20 protein-coding genes are annotated in these 20,596 nt (G+C 72.8%); 3 read left to right on the plus strand and 17 right to left on the minus strand.

Features of this window, described 5'->3' with window-relative positions; all coding sequences use genetic code 11:
- Positions 1–195: 195 nt before the first annotated feature.
- The 7 genes from ABTZ99_RS39140 to ABTZ99_RS39170 form a co-directional block, all read right to left on the minus strand.
- Positions 196–1,728 (minus strand): bifunctional uroporphyrinogen-III C-methyltransferase/uroporphyrinogen-III synthase, encoded by a 1,533-nt coding sequence (locus ABTZ99_RS39140; protein WP_230566384.1) that lies wholly within the window; start codon positions 1,726–1,728, stop codon positions 196–198.
- Positions 1,729–1,742: 14 nt separating this feature from the next.
- Positions 1,743–2,684, minus strand: coding sequence for a hydroxymethylbilane synthase (hemC, locus tag ABTZ99_RS39145; RefSeq protein ID WP_498776324.1), 942 nt, complete (start codon positions 2,682–2,684; stop codon positions 1,743–1,745).
- On the minus strand, positions 2,681–4,003 hold the full coding sequence (locus ABTZ99_RS39150; protein WP_499618071.1) for a glutamyl-tRNA reductase: 1,323 nt from the start codon (positions 4,001–4,003) through the stop codon (positions 2,681–2,683). Before ABTZ99_RS39150 ends, hemC begins: the two co-directional genes overlap by 4 nt.
- A 117-nt stretch (positions 4,004–4,120) precedes the next feature.
- A complete protein-coding gene (locus ABTZ99_RS39155; RefSeq protein WP_230566381.1) occupies positions 4,121–4,891 on the minus strand; it encodes a redox-sensing transcriptional repressor Rex in 771 nt (256 codons plus the stop codon).
- Positions 4,892–5,149: 258 nt separating this feature from the next.
- A complete protein-coding gene (locus tag ABTZ99_RS39160) occupies positions 5,150–6,652 on the minus strand; it encodes a molybdopterin-dependent oxidoreductase (RefSeq protein ID WP_499618073.1) in 1,503 nt (500 codons plus the stop codon).
- 60 nt (positions 6,653–6,712) lie between these two features.
- Complete coding sequence (locus ABTZ99_RS39165; RefSeq protein ID WP_499618075.1) at positions 6,713–6,949, minus strand: glutaredoxin family protein; 237 nt, start codon at positions 6,947–6,949, stop codon at positions 6,713–6,715.
- A 5-nt stretch (positions 6,950–6,954) separates the two neighbouring features.
- Positions 6,955–8,424 carry an AMP-binding protein gene (locus ABTZ99_RS39170; RefSeq protein WP_498776315.1) on the minus strand — a complete coding sequence of 490 codons (1,470 nt, stop codon included), beginning with the start codon at positions 8,422–8,424 and terminating at the stop codon, positions 6,955–6,957.
- 171 nt (positions 8,425–8,595) lie between these two features.
- Here ABTZ99_RS39170 and ABTZ99_RS39175 point away from each other — a divergent pair, with 171 nt between their 5' ends.
- The 3 genes from ABTZ99_RS39175 to ABTZ99_RS39185 all read left to right on the plus strand — a co-directional run bounded on the left by ABTZ99_RS39175 (position 8,596) and on the right by ABTZ99_RS39185 (position 11,361).
- The gene (locus tag ABTZ99_RS39175) at positions 8,596–9,249 is read left to right on the plus strand and encodes a sigma-70 family RNA polymerase sigma factor (protein ID WP_498776314.1); all 654 of its coding nucleotides are present in this window, start codon (positions 8,596–8,598) and stop codon (positions 9,247–9,249) included.
- A 102-nt stretch (positions 9,250–9,351) separates the two neighbouring features.
- On the plus strand, positions 9,352–10,434 hold the full coding sequence (locus tag ABTZ99_RS39180) for a DUF5667 domain-containing protein (protein WP_499618078.1): 1,083 nt from the start codon (positions 9,352–9,354) through the stop codon (positions 10,432–10,434).
- Between the two features lie 39 nt (positions 10,435–10,473).
- Positions 10,474–11,361: an HAD family hydrolase gene (locus tag ABTZ99_RS39185; RefSeq protein ID WP_498776309.1), complete on the plus strand. Its 888-nt coding sequence runs from the start codon at positions 10,474–10,476 to the stop codon at positions 11,359–11,361.
- Positions 11,362–11,881: 520 nt separating this feature from the next.
- On the opposite strand, the gene ABTZ99_RS39190 is transcribed toward ABTZ99_RS39185, so the two are convergent.
- The 10 genes from ABTZ99_RS39190 to ABTZ99_RS39235 all read right to left on the minus strand — a co-directional run bounded on the left by ABTZ99_RS39190 (position 11,882) and on the right by ABTZ99_RS39235 (position 20,586).
- A complete protein-coding gene (locus tag ABTZ99_RS39190; protein ID WP_499618080.1) occupies positions 11,882–12,958 on the minus strand; it encodes a lysophospholipid acyltransferase family protein in 1,077 nt (358 codons plus the stop codon).
- Positions 12,959–12,977: 19 nt separating this feature from the next.
- Complete coding sequence (locus ABTZ99_RS39195; RefSeq protein ID WP_498776306.1) at positions 12,978–14,015, minus strand: NAD-dependent epimerase/dehydratase family protein; 1,038 nt, start codon at positions 14,013–14,015, stop codon at positions 12,978–12,980.
- A gap of 223 nt (positions 14,016–14,238) precedes the next feature.
- Complete coding sequence (locus tag ABTZ99_RS39200; RefSeq protein WP_015105422.1) at positions 14,239–14,340, minus strand: 30S ribosomal protein bS22; 102 nt, start codon at positions 14,338–14,340, stop codon at positions 14,239–14,241.
- A gap of 122 nt (positions 14,341–14,462) precedes the next feature.
- Positions 14,463–14,666 (minus strand): helix-turn-helix domain-containing protein, encoded by a 204-nt coding sequence (locus ABTZ99_RS39205; protein WP_123745150.1) that lies wholly within the window; start codon positions 14,664–14,666, stop codon positions 14,463–14,465.
- 120 nt (positions 14,667–14,786) lie between these two features.
- Positions 14,787–15,599: a pyrroline-5-carboxylate reductase gene (gene proC / locus ABTZ99_RS39210; protein ID WP_498776302.1), complete on the minus strand. Its 813-nt coding sequence runs from the start codon at positions 15,597–15,599 to the stop codon at positions 14,787–14,789.
- A gap of 69 nt (positions 15,600–15,668) precedes the next feature.
- A complete protein-coding gene (locus ABTZ99_RS39215) occupies positions 15,669–16,475 on the minus strand; it encodes a thioesterase family protein (protein WP_498776300.1) in 807 nt (268 codons plus the stop codon).
- A gap of 8 nt (positions 16,476–16,483) precedes the next feature.
- Positions 16,484–17,404, minus strand: coding sequence for a proline dehydrogenase family protein (locus ABTZ99_RS39220; RefSeq protein ID WP_498776298.1), 921 nt, complete (start codon positions 17,402–17,404; stop codon positions 16,484–16,486).
- A gap of 133 nt (positions 17,405–17,537) precedes the next feature.
- A complete protein-coding gene (locus tag ABTZ99_RS39225; protein WP_498776296.1) occupies positions 17,538–18,323 on the minus strand; it encodes a sugar phosphate isomerase/epimerase family protein in 786 nt (261 codons plus the stop codon).
- On the minus strand, positions 18,320–19,576 hold the full coding sequence (locus ABTZ99_RS39230) for an Rv0497 family membrane protein (RefSeq protein ID WP_499618085.1): 1,257 nt from the start codon (positions 19,574–19,576) through the stop codon (positions 18,320–18,322). Before ABTZ99_RS39230 ends, ABTZ99_RS39225 begins: the two co-directional genes overlap by 4 nt.
- Positions 19,576–20,586 carry a Ppx/GppA phosphatase family protein gene (locus ABTZ99_RS39235; RefSeq protein WP_499618087.1) on the minus strand — a complete coding sequence of 337 codons (1,011 nt, stop codon included), beginning with the start codon at positions 20,584–20,586 and terminating at the stop codon, positions 19,576–19,578. The genes ABTZ99_RS39230 and ABTZ99_RS39235 overlap by 1 nt, the downstream gene beginning before the upstream one ends.
- Between the last annotated feature and the right edge of the window lie 10 nt (positions 20,587–20,596).

The following is a 20,596-nucleotide window of genomic DNA, read 5'->3' on the forward strand; positions in this document are numbered from 1 at the left end:
CCGGCTCGATTTGACATGGGGCCCTTACGGGCACCCCAGGCAGGCCGTAGCCGGCAGGCCCGGCGGGGAAAAGCGTCCCGCCAGGCCTGCCGGCTCCGACCAGCCTAAGGCACCCGAACCCATGTCAAATCGGGCCTCGGTAGGTCGGTTCCGGGTCCGTTGGGGCCCGGTTGGTTCAGGCCGTTGCGTCCTGGGTCAGGACCTGCGCAGGCGCTTGGTCTTGCGGGGTGGGGGTAGCGCGCCTTCCGCCCGGAGGCGGGCCGCGTGCTGGGCCAGGGCGTCGACGAGGGCGGGGACGTTGGCGTCCTCCGGTTGGACGTCGACGCGGAGGCCGAACTCGCGGGCCGTTTCGGCGGTCTGCGGGCCGATGCACGCGACCAGGGTGCGGGCGTGGGGCTTGCCCGCGATGCCGACCAGGTTGCGGACCGTGGAGGACGAGGTGAAGCAGACCGCGTCGAAACCGCCCGACTTGATCATCTCGCGGGTGTCCGCGGGCGGCGGGGCGGCGCGGACCGTGCGGTAGGCCGTGACGTCGTCGATCTCCCAGCCCCGTTCGCGCAGGCCGGCCGCCAGGGTTTCGGTGGCGATGTCCGCTCGCGGGAGCAGGACTCGGTCCACCGGGTCCAGTATGTCGTCGTACGGCGGGAAGTCGGCCAGGAGGCCTTCCGAGGACTGCTCGCCGGACGGGACCAGTTCCGGGATGATGCCGAAGCTGCGGACCTTGGCGGCCGTGCTCTCGCCGACGCAGGCGATCTTCACGCCGGAGAACGCGCGGGCGTCCAGGCCGAACTCGCGGAACTTCTCCCAGACCGCGCGGACGGCGTTGGTGGAGGTGAAGACGACCCACTGGTAGCGGCCGTCGACCAGGCCCTTCACCGAGCGCTCCATCTGCGCGGGGCTGCGCGGTGGCTCGACGGAGATGGTCGGGACCTCGACCGGGATCGCGCCGTGGGAGTGCAGCCGGTCGCTCATCGCGCCCGCCTGCTCCTTGGTGCGCGGGACGAGGACGCGCCAGCCGTACAGCGCGCGGGACTCCCACCAGGAGAGCTTGGGCCGGCCGGCCACGGCGGCGCCGACGGTGACGACCAGCGGGCCGCCCAGGTCGCCCGCGTCGGCGGCCAGGGAGGCGAGCGTGGTGTCCACGGTGCGCTGGCCGAAGCCGGTGCCGTCGCAGGTCACCGCGACCGGGGTCTGCGGGGCCAGGCCGTTCTCGACGAGCGAGGACGCGGCCTCGGCCAGGTGGCCGCCGGTGGCGTGCAGGACGAGCGTCCCCGGCGCGGCGGCCAGGCCGGACCAGTCGGCCACGCCCCGGACGTCGGCTTCGGTGTGGACGGCGCCCAGTGCGACGCCCGCGTAGGCGGGCACCGCGGTGCCGGCGGGGACGCCGGGCACCACGTCGAACGCGATCGTGGTCTTGGAGACGGCCTGGGCCTCCTTCACCACGGAGTCCAGGGTCAGCGGGTCGCCTGCTACGAGGCGGACCACGGCGTGGCCGTTCTTCGCCTCGGCGACCAGGTCCTTCGCGACGTCGGCGGGATCGCCCACGGCGGGTCGCACCTCGACGCCGTCGGGTACCAGCGCCACCACCTCGGCCGGGACGTCCGGGTCCGTGACCACGAGCTCCGCCTTGTGGAGCAGGTCGCGGGCCCGGACCGTGAGCAGCCCGGTGTCGCCCGGACCTGAGCCGACGAACGCGACTCGGCCGGGGGTCTTGCGTGCGCGGGTCATCAGGGCACTCCCCATCAACTACGCCCCGCCGGCGACGCGGTGGCGTGGCCGGAGAGGTCGAGCAACTCGGCGGCCAGCGCGCGGCCGAGTTCCTCTGCTGCGGTCAAGTCACCGGTGGCGGACGCACGGAGGAGGTCGCCGTCCTCCGTCGCCATGACCCCGCGCAGGGACAGGCGGAGAACCACGGTCCCGTCGTCGCTGAGGTCTTCCACCACATCGGCCAGTGCGCCGACCGGCGCGCTGCAGCCTGCCTCGAGCGCGGCCAGGAGGGCACGCTCGGCGGCGACAGCGGCCCTACTGGCCGAATCGTCCAAAGTGGACTGGAGGAGGTGTTCGGCGTCGACGTCGTCGACCCGGCACTCCACTGCGAGGGCGCCCTGCGCGGGCGCGGGGAGCATCTGGATGGGCTCCAAGGTCTCGGTGATCTCGGCGGTGCGGCCGAGGCGGGCGATGCCGGCGCGGGCGAGCACGACGGCGTCCAGCTCGCCGTTCGCCACCTTGCGGATGCGGGTGTCGACGTTGCCGCGGAGCGCGACCACCTCGATGCCCAGTCCGAGGGCGTTGAGCTGCGCGGCGCGGCGGGGTGAGCCGGTGCCCACCTTCGCGCCGGTCGGCAGCTCGCCCAGGGTCAGGCCGTCACGGGCGACCAGCGCGTCGCGCGGGTCCTCCCGCGGCGGGACCGCGGCCAGCGACAGACGCGGGTCGGGCGCCGTGGGCAGGTCCTTGTAGGAGTGCACGGCCACGTCGATCTCGCCGTTCGCGAGCGCGTCGCGCAGCGCCGAGGTGAACACCCCGATGCCGATCTCGGCGATGGGTGCGGACGAGCGGTCACCGGGCGTGGAGATCGTGACGATCTCCACGTTCGCGCCCGCGTCGCGCAGCGCGTCGGCCACGTGGCCGGTCTGCGCGAGCGCGAGGGCGCTGCCGCGGGTGCCGATCCTCAGGGTGCGGTTCACCGCTTCTCACCTTTGGGTTGCGTCGAATGGGGGGTGCTGACGGCGGACGGCGCCTGCGGGTCGAGCCCGAACAGCTCGCGCAGCGCCTCGGCGTAACCGGCCCCACCGGGCGACGCGGCCAGCTCCTTCACCCGCACGGTGGGGGTGTGCAGGAGCTTGTCCACCACCCGGCGCACGGTCTTGGCCAGCTCGTCGCGGACCGGGGCGGGCAGCTCGGGCAGCCGCGAGTCCAGGCGCAGCAGTTCGGCGTCCACCACCTCGGCGGCACGCTTGCGCAGCGCCGTCACGGTGGGCGTGACCCCGGCCGAGCGCTGCCCGGCCAGGTAGGCGCGGACCTCCTCGGCCACGATCTCCGCCGCGCGCAGCGTGCCCTGCCCGGTCGGGGCGTCGGACAGCCTGCGCTGCAGGGTCTCCAGGTCGACCACGCGGACGCCGTCGAGCAGCGTCGCGGCGGGGTCGACGTCCTTGGGCAGGCCGAGGTCGCAGACGACCAGCGGCCGGTCCGGGGCGCGGTCGCCGATGTGCTCCGCGCCGACGACCGTGCCGACGGAGCCGGTGCACGCGAACAGCACGTCGGCCTTGGCGATTTCGTCGGCGAGGCCGGCCAGGCCGGTCGAGGTGGCGTTGACGCCGTCCGCGCGCAGGACCGTGGCCAGGCGTTCGCCGTTGGCGGGCGTCCGGTTGGCGATCACGACCTCGCCGATGCCCGCGCGGCGCAGGTGGGCGGCGGCCAGGCCGCCCATGGAGCCCGCGCCGACGATGAGGGCGGTGCGGCCTTCGAGGCCACCGAGGGCGGTCGCCGCGTCGGCGAGCGCTTCGGAGACGACGGACGCGCCCGCGTGGTCGATGTCGGTCTCGGTGTGCACGCGCTTGCCGACCCGCAGCGCGTGCTGGATCAGCTCGTGCAGCGTGCGGCCGACCACGCCGTGCTCGTCGGCGGCGTTGTAGGAGTTGCGCAGCTGGCCCAGGATCTGGGCCTCGCCGACCACCATCGAGTCCAGGCCGCCCGCCACCGAGAACAGGTGCTCGACCGCGGCGGCGGAGTAGTGCACGTACAGGTGTTCGAACAGGTCGGCGGGCTCGGCCCCGGCTTGCCGGGCGAGCACCTCCACGACCTCGTTCATGCCGCCGTGGAACGTTTCGACGACCGCGTACACCTCGACCCGGTTGCAGGTCGACAGCAGCACGGCCTCCGACACGCTCGGCGCCTTCAGCAGCTGGTCGAGGACCTTGCCGCGGTCGGCGTCGGCGACCGCGACGCGCTCCAGCACGGGGACCGGGGTGGTCCGGTGTGACAGACCGACGACGAGCACGCTCATGCGCACCCCTCGCCAGGGCTCGGTGTGACAAGACCGTGGCACGCTGTGTCGAACGACTCGCTCGCAAGCTCGCTCGTCATACCGCCGTCACCACCGACCGGCTCACTACCCGCACGATCACGGGCGAATCACCACCCCGTCCACACCGATGCCGTTGACCACGTCACCGGCGGCCTCGTCAGCCCGTCGCGCGACGTGGAACGACAGGATCTGCATCTCGACCGCCAGGTCGACCTTGCGCACTTCGACGTAGTCCGGCACTTGGAGCACGACGGGTGCGAAGTTCAGGATGCACTGGACTCCGGCGGATACCAAACGGTCGCAGACGGCCTGAGCTGCCTGTGGGGGTGTCGCGATGACCCCGATCGAGACCTCGCGCTCCGCGCAGACGGACGTGATGTCGTCGATGTGGTCGACCGGGATGCCGCCTACCGGCACTCCCGTCAGGTCCGGGTCGATGTCGAACAGCGCGGCGACCGGGAAGCCCCGGCTGGGGAAACCGCCGTAGTTGGCCAGCGCGTGACCAAGATTACCGATGCCGACGACCGCGACCGAGTGCTTGCGGGTGAGGCCGAGGATCCGCTCGATGTGGCTGACGAGCACCTCGACGTCGTAGCCGACGCCGCGGGTGCCGTACGAGCCGATGTAGGACAGGTCCTTGCGGAGCTTGGCCGAGTTGACCCCGGCCGCGCCCGCGAGCTCCTCGCTGGAGATGGTCGTCACGCCCTGCTCGACCATGCCCGAGAGGACGCGGAGGTAGACCGCGAGGCGCGCCACGGCCGCCTCGGGGATCGCGCGTGCCCGCTCCCGGACGTCGGCGGGCGCTTCGGCACCGGTCTCCCCTGGGCGGGTCACGACACCGTCACCCTCGCCCCGCTGAGCCGCCACGCTGGAACTCCTCGACATCCGTCGCACTGACCCGCCGGGTATCGCCACCAGCGGAGTGATACACCCACCGTACCGCTTGTGAACGCTTGCACAAAGTCGACGGCCGGCCGCCCGACCACCGCGAGCGCCCCTCGGTGAAAAGGGGCGTCGCGCCTTCCGGTGGATACGAGGAGACGTGGCTCACCTTGGGGTGAACTTCACGGGAGCGGCGTGTCACGCCGCCGAGCGGCCTCACGGCTCCCCACCCGTTCGGGTGATCTAGGCGACGGTGAAGAAGACGGAGTGCCAGCCGGTCGCGCCGTCGGGGATCGGGGCGAGGCGGGCCTGCGGCTGGGTGAAGCCGGCCTGGTCCGTGGCACGCGACTCGATCGTGTGACCGCCGGGCGCCAGGTCGAGCTCGACGCGCCACATGCGCCACGTCGAGCCGTTCACCTCGTCGGACAGGGTCGCGGTCCGCCACGGGCCGTTGTCGACCCGGACCTCGACCCGCCCCACGCCGGTCGGCTGGGCCCACGCCACGCCCGTGGCCACGACCCGGCCGGAGACCTTCGACCGGACCTCCGGGCGGTCGACCCGGGACATCACCTTGACCGGCGCGTCCCGCGCCCACCCGCGGTCCAGCCAGTAGCCGCGCTTCGCCTCGAACGTGGTCAGCTCCAGGTCGACGACCCACTTCGTGGCCGAGACGTAGCCGTAGAGGCCGGGCACGACCAGGCGGGCCGGGAAGCCGTGCTCCAGCGGCAGCGGCTCGCCGTTCATGCCCAGCGCGATCAGCGCGCCCCGATCGGGCTCCATGACCACGTCGACCGGCGAACCCGCCGTCCAGCCGTCGGCGCTGGTGGAGAACAGCTGGTCGGCGCCCCGGCCGACGCCCGCCTCCAGCAGCACGTCGCGCAGCGGCACGCCGACGAAGTTCGCGGTGGAGATGTAGGGCCCGCCGACCTCGTTGGACACGCAGACCATGGTGATCGTGCGTTCGACCAGGTCACGGCGGCGCAGGTCGTCGTAGCGGAGGTTGAGCTCGCGGTCGACCAGGCCGTGCACGCGCAGCACCCAGTCCTCGGCGCGCACCCGCGGCACGCTCAGCGCGGTGTCGATCCGGTAGAAGTCGGCGTTCGGCGTGATGAAGGCGGGGGTGCCCTCGGCGGCGAAGTCCGCGCCCGGCGGGAGGGGCGGCGCGGGCGAGGCGGGTTCGAGCGCGCCGACGGCCCGTCGTGACGCCTCGACGTCCACCCGGCCGCCGGCGAACTGCCCGACCAGGGCGGCCAGGCCGGCGCCCGCCGCCGTCGCGCCCGAGGCGACGAGGAACGCGCGCCTGCCGACCGCGGGTTCGGCGGGGTCGAGCGCCTTGGCGTGCAGCCACCGGAAGACCACGACGCCGGCGGCCAGGGCCGCGACGGGCGCGAGGACGCCGAGTTGGCCCAGGTCGGGGCGGTAGAGCGCGGCGGCGACGCCCAGGAGGCCGAGGACGACGGCGAGGACCGTGCCCGGCAGTGGCGAGCGGCGCGACAGCAGGCCGGCGGCGACGGCGGCGGCCGCCAGCACGACCGCCATGCCCAGCAGCAGCACGAGCTTGTCGTGGGTCCCGAACGCCCGGACCGCGAAGTCCTTCAGCGCGCTCGGCGTGAAGTCGATCGCGGTGTTGCCGACCGCGAGGAACGGCGAGGCCGACGGCCCGACCACGCCCGCGACGAGGTGCCCGGCGGCGAGCGCGGCGGCCACGCCGAGGAGTCCGACGAGGGCGGCGGTCGAGCGGTTCATGTGCTCAATTCGACACCCTCGCGACGCCGGCCGGCCGATTCCGTAAGCGGCCGGTAATCCTCAGCGCAGGGCCGCGCGCAGGCGGTCCTCCTCGACCGACCAGTACCCGTGCTCCTCGCCGTCGACGAGGATCACCGGCACCCGGTCGCCGTACTCGGCGCGCAGCTCGCGGTCGGTGTCGACGTCCCGCACGTCCCACGGCACGCCCAGCTCGCCGCAGATCCGCTCCAGGTCGGCTTTGGCCTGGTCGCAGGCGTGGCAGTCGACCCGGCTCATCAAGGTGACGTGGTGGCTCACGACGTTCAGGCTAGGGGTAGGCGCAGCCGGGCCCGCGCGAGCTTGCCGGTCGGCGAGTGCGGGAGGGTGGCGGCGAACTCGACCACGGTCGGCACCTTGAACTTCGCCAGCCGGCCGGCGCAGTGGTCCTTCACCGCGTCCTCGGTGAGCTCCGCGCCGTCGGCGGGCACCACGACGACCTTCACCGACTCGCCGGTCCGCTCGTCCGGCACGCCGACCGCCGCCGCCTCGGCCACGCCGGCCAGCTCGGACAGCACCTGCTCGACCTCGTGCGGGTAGACGTTGAAGCCGTTGACGATGATCAGGTCGCCCGCCCGGTCGACCAGGTGCAGGTCGCCGTCGGCGTCGAGGTAGCCGACGTCGCCGGTGCGGAACCAGCCCTCGGCGTCCGGCCCGTGCGCGCCGTCCGGCCAGTAGCCGCTGAACAGGTTGTCGCCCTTGGCCGCGACCAGGCCGGTGCCGGGCTCGTCCTCGTCCTGGTCGAGCGGTCGGCCGTCGGTGTCGACCAGCCGGATCAGCACGCCGGGCAGCGCGCGGCCGACCGAACCCGCCTTGGGCACGCCGCCGGCCAGGGTCGTGGTCAGCACGGGGCCGGTCTCGGTCAGGCCGTAGCCCTCGTAGACGGGCAGGCCGACGGCGTCGCGCATGGCGTCGAGCAGGCCGGCCGCCAGGGGCGCGGCGCCGGAGGTGAACAGGCGGACGGTGGCCAGGTCCTCGCGGAGCCGTTCGACGGGGTTGGCCAGGATCGCCGCGTACATCGGCGGCACGCCGACCAGCGTGGTCACCCGGTGCTCGCGGATCGCGGTCAACGCCTGGTCCGGGTCGAACCGCTCCAGCAGCACGGCGGTCGCGCCCGCGCCCGCCACCTGGAGCAGGCCGGGGCCCAGGCCGTAGACGTGGAACAGCGGTAGCGCGAGCAGCACCCGGTCGCCCGCCGTCACCGGCGCGGGGCGCAGGGAGGCGCACTGCTCGACGTTGGCCAGCAGCGCCCGGTGCGACAGCATCGCGCCGCGCGGCGAGCCGGACGTGCCGGAGGTGTAGCCGAGCACGGCCAGGTCCTCGCCCGAGCCGATCGCGGCGAACTCCTCGCCCGGCTCCATCGTCGGCGCCGGCAGCACCTCGACGTCCGCGCCGCCGCCGTCGCCGATGAGCAGCTTCGCGCCGCTGTCGGCGACCAGGCGCTGCAGCTCGCGCGTCGGCTGGCCCGGCCCGGCGGGCACCAGCACGCCGCCCGCGCGGAGCACGCCGAACACGGCCACGCAGAACTCCGGACCGGTCGGCAGCCGCACCACCACCCGGTCGCCCGGTTCGACACCCGCTCGGACGAGCCGGTGCGCCTCGCCGTCCACGGCGGCGTCGAACTCGGCCCAGGTGTAGCTGTTCGCAGTCGTGACATCCACCAGCGCGGCATGCTTGGGTCCACGGTGCGCGGAGGCGCGAACCAGGTCGGCGATGTTGCTTGCGGATGCGGTCAACGTGACCTCCTGGTGAACCACGGCGGACCTCAGCGCAGTCTGTCACGCGCGGGCGGCGTCACGCATTGCCTCCATCCGCGTCGCAGATTCGAGACCACTTGCCGCTACCTACTACGGAGTAACAACACGTATGCTGCCGGCACGGCGACCCTGTGGAGGTGCCGCGAGCCGATGACCGCACGGGCACGCGAGAACTCCGTCCGAACCATCCGGACGCTCCGGTCGAGGTGGAGCGCGGGAGGGCAGTCCAGCACGATCGAGAGCGTGGAGAGCAACGCGGCCGACGAGCCGTGGAACCTGGTCCGCGCCGCTCAGGGCGGCGACACGGACGCGTTCGGCGCGCTGTACGACCGGTACGTCGACGTGGTCTACCGGTACGTGCTCTTCCGCGTCGGCGACCGCACCCTCGCCGAGGACGTGACCAGCGAGACGTTCCTCCGCGCGCTGCGCAGCATCGGGTCCATCAGCTACCAGGGCCGCGACGTCGGCGCCTGGTTCGTCACGATCGCGCGGAACATCGTCTTCGACCACGTGAAGTCCAGCCGCTACCGGCTGGAGATCACGACGGCCGAACTGGCGGACAACCGCGAGGTCACGGACGGTCCCGAGCAGGAAGTCCTGACCGACGCGACCAACGCCGAACTGCTCCGCTGTGTAGCCCAACTGGGTGACGATCAACGTGAGTGCATCACCCTCCGCTTCATCCAGGGCTTGTCCGTGGCGGAGACGGCCGCGAGGATGGGTCGCAACGAGGGCGCCATCAAGGCCCTGCAACACCGGGCGGTGCGCCGGTTGGCCCAACTGCTGCCCACGTGGCTGCGGTGAGATCACCGTCGCACCACTCGGCGTTCGCGTAACCCCGGGACCTCCCGGTTCGTTGTTCGGGGCAGGATCGCTCGAGACGTGCGGGATGGTTGGCCAAGCGGGATGGCAGGCAAAGGGATCACGCCGCTGCGGCGGCACAGGCAGCGCGAGCAGTTCGCCCGCGCGGTCGACGCGCATCCCGGGTCCGCGCCGCCCGAGGGCGACGAGTTCGCCGACGAGCTGGCCGTGGTGGCGCTCCTGCGGAAAGCCGCAGTCACCTCGGGCCCGGACGAGGCCGCCAGAGCGCGGATGCGGGCACGCGTGCTCGGCGCGGCCGAGCCGCCGCCCACCAAGCTCGACCGGCCCGTCCGGGAGCGCCGCACCGGAGCGCGCGGTCGATTAGCGGTGGCCCTCGCCGCCGCGCTGTGCCTGCTGTTCTCGCTGGCCGGGATGAGCCTGCTGCTCAGCCGGGACGCGTTGCCGGGCGAAGCGCTGTACGGCGTCAAGCGCACCGCCGAGTCGGCCTCGCTCGGCCTCACCTTCGGCGAGGAGTCGAAGGGCTACAAGCGCCTGGAGTTCGCCGCCGCGCGCGTCGCCGAGATCGAGACCATGGTCGACCGGTACCGCGAGTCCGGCGGCGGGCCGCTCGGCGGCTACCTGACCGCGCTGACCGACTTCGACGCCGACGCCGCGGCCGGTTCCCGCGTGCTGGCCGCGCTCGGCTCGAACTCCGACCAGCGCGCCCTCGAGGAGCTGCGCGACTGGGCGGGCTCCCAGGCCACCCGACTGGCCGAGCTGCGGGCGTCGCTGCCCACCGAGGCCGCCGACCGCGCCGGCACGTCGCTCGACCTGCTCGACCGGATCGCCGAACGCGCGTCCGCGCTGCACGCCCGGGTCGACTGCGTGTCCGTGACGTCGGGGCAGGTCGACCAGGTCGGACCGGTGCCCGCCGAGGACGCGTGCGCGGCCCGGCCCGCCGACCCCGGCACCACGCCGACCGACCAGCCGTCCGCGCCGCCGTCCACCACCGCGGTCGCGCCCACCACGTCCGGCAACGCGCCGGGCGGCACCAGCGCACCGGGCACCGTGCCGGGCACCACGGCGGGCTCGACGCCGTCCGCGCCGAGCACCACGACCACCGGACCGCTGCTCCCGCTGCCCACGTTGACCCTCCCGTCGCTGCCGCTGCCCGGCCTCAGCGGCTGATCGCTACCCTGTCCCCATCGGACCGCGGGAGGCGCTGACGTGGTGAAAAGGCGTGTGGTGGAGGGCTCGGCGGAACGGGAGCGGCGTGCCGCGCTGGCCGGCGAGGCCTCAGCCGAGGCCGCGTCGACGGTCGGGCCGTCCGGGAGCGCGCCCACCGACCTCACCGCCGCCGCCTTCTTCGACGTCGACAACACCATGATGATGGGCGCGTCGATCTTCCACTTCGCCCGCGGCCTCGCCGCCCGCAAGTACTTCAAGAACTCCGACCTGGCCGGGTTCGCGTGGCAGCAGCTCAAGTTCCGCGTCGGCGGCCGGGAGGACCCGCAGAGCGTGGCGGCGTCCCGCGAGCAGGCGCTGTCGTTCGTGGCCGGCCGGTCGGTGGCGGAGCTGATCTCGCTCGGCGAGGAGATCTACGACGAGCTCATGGCAGACCGGATCTGGGCGGGCACGCAGGCGTTGGCGCAGATGCACCTGGACGCCGGCCAGCGGGTGTGGCTGGTGACGGCGACGCCGGTGGAGCTGGCGCAGATCATCGCGCGGCGACTCGGCCTGACCGGCGCGCTGGGCACGGTGTCGGAGCACACGGACGGCATCTACACCGGCCGGTTGGTCGGCGACCTGCTGCACGGCCGGGCGAAGGCGCACGCGGTGCGGGCGCTGGCCGCCAAGGAAGGCCTCGACCTGCGCCGGTGCACGGCGTACTCGGACTCGGTCAACGACGTGCCGATGCTCTCGGTGGTCGGCACGGCGGTCGCCGTGAACCCGGACTCCGGCCTGCGCGAAACGGCCCGCAAGCGCGGCTGGGAAATCCGCGACTTCCGCACCGGCCGCAAGGCCGCGAAGATCGGCGTCCCCTCCGTCCTCGGCGCGGGCGCCCTGGCCGGCGCCATCGCCGCCACCCTGGCCTACCGCCGCCGCGACCGCTGACCCCGCCGTCTCACAGACGCCCCGCCCGCCGCGATCACCCGTCCTATGGCATCGCCTGACCTGGACGGACCACGGCCCGCCACCCTATGGGGACAGTGCCGATCTTCCTCAAAAACGAGGGCTTCGTGTCATCCCGCCGACCTGGCGCAGCCCTACCGCACGTGTCAAGGGGGGCGCCGTCCAGCGATACCCCCAACTTCCACTGCGGGCGCCCCCCTTGATACGTGTGGTAGCCCTTGTGGAGGTCGGCGGGATGACACGAAACCCGGACCAACAACGGACCCGGCACAGAACCACCCACCGGCCGTCATCCTGCTGATCTGCCCGTCCGGCGAGGACTCTCTTGCTCTTTGACGCCCTTCGAGCCCTTCAGGGCTCGCTCTCTCCGAAGCCCTTCGGGCCCTCTCAGGGCTCCCTCCCAGGGCTCCCTCCCAGGGCTCCCTCCCAGGGCTCCCTCCCAGGACTCCCTCCCAGGACTCCCTCCCAGGGCTCCCTCCCAGGACTCCCTCCCAGGCTCTCCTCACCCCAAAAAGACGTTCCGCCGCTGCGTGAGCAACCTGTACAGCGTCTGCTGGATCGTCTCGCGCACCTGATCGGTCAGGTTGAACACCAGCATCGGGTCGTCCGCCGCGTGCTCGCCGTAGACGTCCGTCCGGATCGGCTCGCCGAACTCGATGTACCACTTCGACGGCAACGGGATCGCGCCGAGCGGGCCCAGGAGCGGGAAGACCGGCGTCACCGGGAAGTAGGGGAAGCCGAACAGCCTGGCCAGCGCCTTGATGTCGCCGATCTTCGGGTAGATCTCCTCCGCACCGACGATCGAGCAGGGGATGATCGGCACACCGGTGTTCAACGCCGCCGACACGAACCCGCCCCGGCCGAACCGCTGGAGCTTGTACCGGTCCTTGAACGGCTTGCCGATGCCCTTGAACCCCTCCGGCCACACGCCGACCAGCTCGCCGGACCTGAGCAGGCGTTCCGCGTCCGGGTTGCACGCCAGCGTCTGACCCGACTTGCGCGCCAGCGCGCCGAGCACCGGGGTCTTGAACACCAGGTCGGCGCCGAGCATCCGCAGGTGGCGGCGCTTCGGGTGGTCCGCGCGCACCGCGTACGCCGTCATCGTGGCGTCCAGCGGCAGGGTGCCGGAGTGGTTGGCGACGATCAGCGCGCCGCCCTCGCCCGGGACGTTGTGCATCCCGATCGTCTCCACCCGGAACCACTTCTCGTACAGCGGCTTGAGCGGCGGCATCAGGACGTTGTCGGTCAGGTCGGGGTCGAAGCCGAACTCGTCGACCTCGTAATCACCCTGGATGCGCCTGCGGGCGAACGCCAGCACCTCCGCCAGGCGCTGCTCCCAACCCTCCCGCGCCCTCTCCCCGCCAGACTCCGACACGACCGGCTCCGTCTCCGACACCGACGGCTCCGACGGCTCCGACACCGACGACCCGGAGGCGACCGGCTCCGACACGGACTGCTCCGACACCGCCAGCTCCGGCACCACGACCGGTGTGGGCGCCGGCGCGTGCTCGGCGGCACGCCGTCGTCGGGGACCCTCCCGGTCCGCACCGTGCAGCGGGATCACCCGTGCCTCTGCCACGCGTCCACCTCCTCGCCGGTCAGCGGAACCGGGCGGCCAGGTCGAGCACACCCCGCTCGACCGATGCCACCAGTTCCGGGTCGATGAGCGGACGCAACGCGCGCCCGCTCACGTAGTCGTCGAACGCCTGCTGCGTAGTCCACCTCGGCGTGAACCCGAACTCACGCTTCAGCAGCGTCGTGTCCATCACCCGGCCCCAGTTCAGGAACCTCATCTGGTCCGGTGAGAAGTCCACCAGCCTGGCGCTGCGGAACAACCGGCCCATCGTCGGCACCGCCGCGCTCGGCACGGGCAGGCTGACCCGCCCCGCCCGGCGGATGGCCTGCGACAGCATCAGCACGCCGTCACCGCCCACGTTGTAGACGCCGGGCAGGTCGTGCAGCGTGGCCCGTTCCAGCACGGCCAGCGCGTCCTCGGAGTGCAGCAACTGCACCCTGGCGTCGTAACCCATCACCGTCGGCACGACGGGCAGGGCGAAGTACCTGGTCAGGACCGTGTCGATGCGGGGGCCGATGAAGTTGCTGAACCTCAGCGAGGTGACGTCCACGTCCGGCCGGCGGCGCGCGAACCCGCGCACGTAGCCCTCGACCTCGACCGCGTCCTTGGCGTACCCGCTGGACGGCAGGTCCTTGGGGCCCATGTCCTCGGTGAACACCGCCGGGTCGCGCGAGCTGGACCCGTACACCGCGCTGGTCGACTTGACCACCAGCTTGCGCACGTGCGGCGACTTCTGGCACGCGGCCAGCAGCTGCATCGTGCCGATGACGTTCATCTCCTTCATCACGGTCCGCCCGCTGGGGCCGGCCGGGTTCGCCGTCACCGACGCGTGCACGACCGTGTCGACCTGCGCGGTGGCGATGACCTTCGCGATGAGGGGGTTGCGGATGTCGGCGCGCACGAACTCGGCGCGGCCCATGCGGCGCAGCAGGTCGCGCGACGGCGGTTCGGTGTCCACGCCGAGCACGCGTTCGACATCGGGGTTCGCCGCGAAGCGCGCGGCGAGGTGACCGCCGAGGTACCGGCTGCAACCGGTGACGAGAACGACCTTGGGCGCCATGCGACTCCCTGTGCGGGTGGTGCGACTCGACGATGCTAACCGGGAACCGGCGCCCGCGATCGGTCGCGGAACGTCGTCTTGACGCAGGTCACCGAGGCTTTACCGGTGAATCACCCGGATGGCGGGATGACACCCGGATCGCGCCCGGGCGGCGCGGAACGAAGACACCGCCAGTCCCGCGACCGGTGTGGCCGGGGACTGGCGGTGCTAGAACCCGCAGGGGCTACTTGCCGCGCTTCCTGCGCTGGACCCGCGTCTTGCGCAGCAACTTGCGGTGCTTCTTCTTCGACATGCGCTTGCGGCGCTTCTTGATGACCGAGCCCATGCGGGTTCCTTCACTACTAGACGTTGGTGGTCTCCACGCGCCGGTGGAGACACCCGTCAAGTGGGCGCGCCGACACCAGGCACGAACGGCCTATGAGTTTACCCGCCTGCCCGAGCGCGGCCTCACCCGGCGTCGAAGTAGGCGTTCCGCAGGTACTCGTTGACCGCCTTCTCCGGCACCCTGAACGACTTGCCGACGCGCACCGCCGTCAGCTCACCGGAGTGGACCAGGCGGTACACCGTCATCTTGGACACGCGCATCATCAGCGCGACCTCGGCGACCGTCATGAATCTGACTTGACCGAGTGACTTCTCCTCCGCAGGCATGGATCACCGCGTCCTTCGACACGCGTCGTGCCGTCGGCTTCCCCACCGACGGTTCGACACGCACGTGCTCCCCTGAGGGTAACGGGACGGGTGGGACTGGTGCGACGGCCAATGGCGGTATCAGTCCGCCTCGTGGTCGCGTCCCAGTTCCACCGAACGGTCGCGGGCCGCCTCGATGGCCGCCAGCATGGCCGCGCGCACGCCGTGCTTCTCCAGCTCGCGGATGGCCATGATGGTGGTGCCGGCGGGCGACGTGACGGCCTCCCGCAGGATGACCGGGTGCTGGTCGCCCTCGTTCAGCATGGTGGCCGCGCCGACCGCCGACTGGATGATCAGCCGACCGGCCAGGTCGCGCGGGATGCCGAGCAGGATGCCCGCGTCGATCATGGCCTCGACCAGGTAGAAGAAGTAGGCGGGGCCGGAGCCGGACAGCGCGGTGACGGCGTCCTGCTGGTTCTCCGGGACCCGGGCCACCTTGCCGACCGTCGTCAGCAGCTCCTCGACCAGGTTCAGGTGCTCGTCGGTGGCGTACTTGCCCGCCGAGATGGCGCTCATCGCCTCGCCGACGAGCATCGGGGTGTTCGGCATGACCCGGACCACCGGGGTGCTGTCGGGCAGCCTGCGCTCGTACAGGGACGTCGGCAGGCCCGCGCACAGGGACACCACGAGCGTGCCGGGCTTGAGCACGGGCGCGAGCTCGTCCAGCAGCGGTTCGATGTCCTGCGGCTTGACCGCGACCACGAGGACGTCGGCCCGCTGCGCCGCGCCGGGCACGTCGAGGCCCTCCACCCCGTACCGCTCGGTCAGCGCGGCGGCCCGCTCCGGGTGCTTCTCGGTGAACAGCAGGTCGTCGGCCTTGCGCCCGCCTTGAAGCAGCCCCGACAGCAGCGCTTCACCGATCTTGCCAGCCCCCAACACGGCGATCCTCGTCATGCGCCAAGCGTGCCACGCCACCACGCCGGACCCACGCGCGTCCCACTTTCAGGAACCCGGGTTCACCGCTCAGTTCGCCGGCGTCAGCGCCAACTGCCGCGCCTGGCACACCAGCCGCCCCGCCGAGTCGATCACCACCGCGTCCTCGTCGAACCACTGCCCGTGCACCGCGCTGCACGACACCCGCACCCGCAGCCACCCCGGCGCCGGGTTCGCCCGCAGCAACCCCGTCAGCTGCACGGTCGGCGACCACCCGAACCGGCCGAGGTTGAACGTCACGGGCATCGAGACGTCACCGGCGACCAGCGCGAAGTACGGGTCCGGCCGCTCACCCAGCGGACGCACCCACAGCCGCAGCACCAGGGGGTCGCCGACCCGTCCGGTCAGGAACCCGGCGCCCGCCTGGTCCAGCCGCACGTCGCACACCGCGCCGAGCTTGTACACACCGCCGGAGCCCATCGACGCCAGGTCGACCGCGTCCGCGGGCGGCGCGGCGGGCATGTCGGGCAGGTCGGCGTAGTCCGGCTCGGCCGTCGGCATCCGCCCGACCGTCACCACCGCCTCCACGCAGCTGCGCCCGCGCTGCTCCAGCGTCGACGTCACCACGGTCGCCGTCCGCCCCGCCTTGCGCACCTCGGTCCGCACCAGCACCGGCCCCACCTCGGGCGCACGCAGGAACTGCGCGCTCACCGCGAGCGGCGCGAGGTCGTCCGCACCCGGCACGGCCGCCCGCGCGCCGTCCACCGCCGCCCGCGCCACCAAGGCCAGCAGGAACCCGCCGTGCGGCTTGGGGCCGACAGTCCACTCGGCGGGCAGGGACGCGGTGTACGTGCCGTCGCCGAGGGGGCGGACCGCACTGGCTACCGAGAAGGACACAGGGCTCCTCACGAGCGGGTGACCAGCGAACGCAGGAAGAACGCGACGTTGGCCGGCCGCTCGGCCAGCCGGCGCATCAGGTACCCGTACCACTGACCCCCGTACGGCACGTAGACGCGCACGACGTGCCCCTCCGCCGCCAGGTGCCGCTGCTCGCCCGGCCGGACGCCGTAGAGCATCTGGAACTCGAAGTCCTCGACCGCCTTGCCGTACCAGCGGGCGCGTTCGGAGACGATCTCGATCAGGCGCGGGTCGTGGGTGGCGAACATGGGGTAGCCGGAGCCGGCCAGCAGGACGTTGGCGCAGCGCACGTAGTTGAGGTCGACCTCGTGCGGGTCGAGGTAGGCCGCCGACGGCGGTTCGGCGTACGCGCCCTTGCACAGCCGCACGCGCGTGTCCGCGAGTTCGCGCACGTCGTCCAGGGTGCGGCGCAGGTACGCCTGGAGCACCGCGCCCACCGACGGCCAGTGGCGGCGCAGTTCGGCGAGCACGCGCAGGGTGGCGTCGGTGGTGGTGTGGTCCTCCATGTCGAGCGTGACCGTGGTGCCCGCCTGCTCGGCCGCCGCGCAGATGCGGGAGGCGTTGTCCAGGGCGACCGTCTCGCCCAGGCCGAGGCCCACGGCGGACAGCTTCACGCTCACCTCGGCGTCCGCGGCGAGGCCGACGTCGTGCAGCTGGTCGAGCAGCTCCAGGTAGGCGCGCACGGTCCGTTCGGCGGTGGCTCGGTCGGTGGTGTCCTCGCCGAGGTGGTCGAGGGTGACGCGCAGGCCGTCGCCGATCAGCCGGCCGGCGGCGTCGATCGCGTCGGCGGTGCTCTCGCCCGCCACGAACCGGCGCACCACGTCGCGGCTGACGGGCGCGGTCGCGACGACCCGGCGCACCGCGTCGTTGCCCGCGGCGGCGAGGATCAACGTGCGCAACGGGTTCACGATCAAGACCCTAGCCGCTGACCGGCGCCGGAGCGGATGTGAGTTCGCCGTCGGTCGACCTGAGCCCCGGATTCGGGGGTGCTGAACGTGGGACACGCACGACGCGAACGTGGGACACGCGCGTTTTGCGTGGTCAGAGGTGCAGGCGCGCGAACAGGAGTGATTCGGTCAGCAGTTCGGTGCGCTCGGCGGCGGTGCGGGCGCGGCGGGTGTTGACCTCCAGCACGACCTGCCCGGTGAAGCCCGTCCGGGTCAGGTGGGACAGCAGCTCGCCGCACGGCTGCGTGCCGCGGCCGGGCACCAGGTGCTCGTCCTTGGGCAGGCCGGCGCCGTCCGCCAGGTGCACGTGGGTCAGCCCGTCGCCCATCCGCTTGGCCAGCTCCATCGTGTCCACGTGCGCGGCCGAGGCGTGCGACAGGTCCAGCGTGTAGTTCCGGTGGCCGACGTCGGTCGGGTCGATCGACGGTCGGAACGCCGTGACCTGCACCGATCGCCCACGCCCGAGGGGACGCCGCACCGGGAACATGTTCTCCACCGCGATGGCGACGCCGCTCTCGTCCTCCAGCGACGCGACCAGGTCAGCGAAACCGTCCGCGTACCGCCGCTGCCACACGAACGGCGGGTGCAGCACGACCGTCCGCGCACCCAGGTCACCGGCCGCCCGCACGCTGCGCCGCAGCCGCTCGACCGGGTCCGGCGACCACACGCGCTGGCTGATGAGCAGGCACGGCGCGTGCACGGCCAGCACCGGCACCCGGTAGCGCTTCGAGAGCCGGTCGACCGCCTTCACGTCCTGGCTCACGGGGTCGGCCCACACCATGACCTCGACGCCGTCGTACCCGAGCTCCGCCGCCGCCTCGAACGCGGCGCCCGCGGGCTGCGGCCACACGGCCGCGGTGGACAGCCCGACCGGGATCAAGAGTTCACCAGCAGCATCGCCGCCGGCGACACCGTCACGATCAACCCGACGAGCACCGCCAGGACCGTCGTCTGGAGGTCGTCGGCCCGGCGGATCTTGCGGACCATCATCACCAGGCCGACGGTCACCGCCAGGGCCACCACCAGCGCGGCGGGCGCGGCCGTGCGCCACAGGAAGTTGAAGCCGAGCCACAGCGCCGCGCCACCGATCACGCCCGCGGCCAGCTGCCCGATCATGAGCAGCCACTCCTTGCCCGCCGAGCGGTCGGCGGGGCGCTCCTCGTCCTCGTCGTCGTCGATGTCGGCCAGCCCGGCCGGTCCGTCGTCGTCGAGGTCGCGGCGCTTGAAGTCGCGGCGCGGGTAGTCGTCGTCCTCGTCTTCCTCGTCGAGGTCGACGTACGGGTGGAACGCGGTGCTCTCGCCCTCGACGGCCTCTTCCGGCTCGTCGTCGCCGAACCAGTCCTCGGCGGACTGGTCTGGCAGCGGGTCCGGCAGGCGCGGCGGCGCGGGCGGCACGATCAGCACCGACTCGGTCGGCAACGACTCCAGCGGCACGTTCGGCGCCAGCTTGTCGGTGATGCGCGGCATCACCTCGGTCACCGGCTCGCGGACGGGCGGCTTCACCGCGGGCGGCGCGCCGGGCGGCACGGGCCGCACCACGTTCGAGCGCGACGACTCGGGCTTGACCGGCGGTTTCGGCAGGTTGGGCCGGGACGGCTCGCCCTGGTAGTCCGCCACGATCGGCGGCACGACCCGGGTCTCCTCGGCGGGGTCGACCTCGGGCGCGCGTCTGCGCCCGGATTCGGCCTGCTTCGGCGGCTCGAGCCGGGACACGGGTGGTTCCAGCCGCGAGACCGGCGGTTCCAGCCGGGAGACCGGCGGCTCCAGCCGGGAGACCGGCGGCTCCAGCCGGGAGACCGGCGGCTCGGGGCGGGACACCGGCGGCTGGTAGGCCGTGCGCTCGGCCTCGACGGCTCGCTGCCGCTGCGGCAACGGCGCGGGCGGCGGTGCGGCCGGCGGCGGGGGTGCGGACGGCGGCGGCGCGGACGGCGCGGGTTCGTCGCGGAGGGCGCGCAGCCTGCCGCTGTCGGAGTTGACCCGGTCGATGATGGCCTGCGGAGCGGTGTCCGAGGCCTCTTCGGCACGGCGCCGTCGCCGACGCGGCGTCACCTCGCCGGAGCCCCCGCCGCCGTACTGGGCGAGCAACTCCGCGACGGTGCGCTGGGTCTGCTCCGACTCGCTCTCTCGACTCATCAACTCCACCGTGCCCCGTGGCGGCCAGTCCGTCCAGTGTCACCCGTCCGGCGGGTGTGGTCCGGCGCGGTGTCCAGGTCCGAACCATTAGTGTGGTCCAGCCGACGCAGGATGACACCTTCCCGCAGCGCCCAGGGGCAAATCTCCAGCTCGCCGAGTGACAGTGCTCGCATGGTGGCCTCCGCCACCAACGCGCCCGCCACCAGCTGGTGGGCACGGCTCGCGCTCACCCCTTCGAGCTCGGCCAGGTCGGCCGCGGACATCCGGGAGATGAACGCGATGAGCTGGCGCAGGCCCGCGTCGGTGAGCACGCGTCGCGCGCGCGGACCGGCCGAGGACGGCGCCGCGCCGGTCAACCGGGCCAGCGTGCGGAACGTCTTCGACGTCGCGACCACCCGATCGGGAGCACCCACGCGGAGGAGCTTCTTCGCCACCGGCGCCAGCTGCTCGGCCAGCCACGCGGTGGTCTCGCGCACCTCGGCCCTGGTGGGCGGGTCGTTGCGGAACCGGGTCCGCGTCAGCCTGCCCGCGCCCAGCGGCACCGAGAACGCCTCCTCCGGCTCCTCGTCGACGCCGACCGCCAGCTCCAGCGACCCGCCGCCGATGTCGAGGCACAGCAGCCTGCCCGCCGACCAGCCGTACCAGCGGCGCACCGCGAGGAACGTGTACCGCGCCTCGTCCTCGCCGGTCAGCACCTGCAGGTCGACGCCGGTCTCGGCGCGCACCCGGTCCAGCACCTCGGCGGAGTTGCCCGCCTCGCGCACCGCGGACGTGGCGAACGCCATCAGGTCCTCGCAGCCGAGCCGCTCCGCCGCCGCCTTGGACGCGGCGACGGTGCGCACCAGCTGGTCGGCGCCCGCCCGCCCGATCAGCCCGGAGCCGTCCAGCTGCTCCGCGAGGCGCAGCACGGACTTCTCCGAACTCATCGGCGTCGGGTGGGCACCACGATGGGCGTCCACCACCAAGAGGTGGACGGTGTTGGACCCGACATCAAGCACCCCTAGGCGCACGCGGTGCACC

The organism is Actinosynnema sp. NPDC002837, from assembly GCF_040295345.1.
Lineage (GTDB): Bacteria > Actinomycetota > Actinomycetes > Mycobacteriales > Pseudonocardiaceae > Actinosynnema.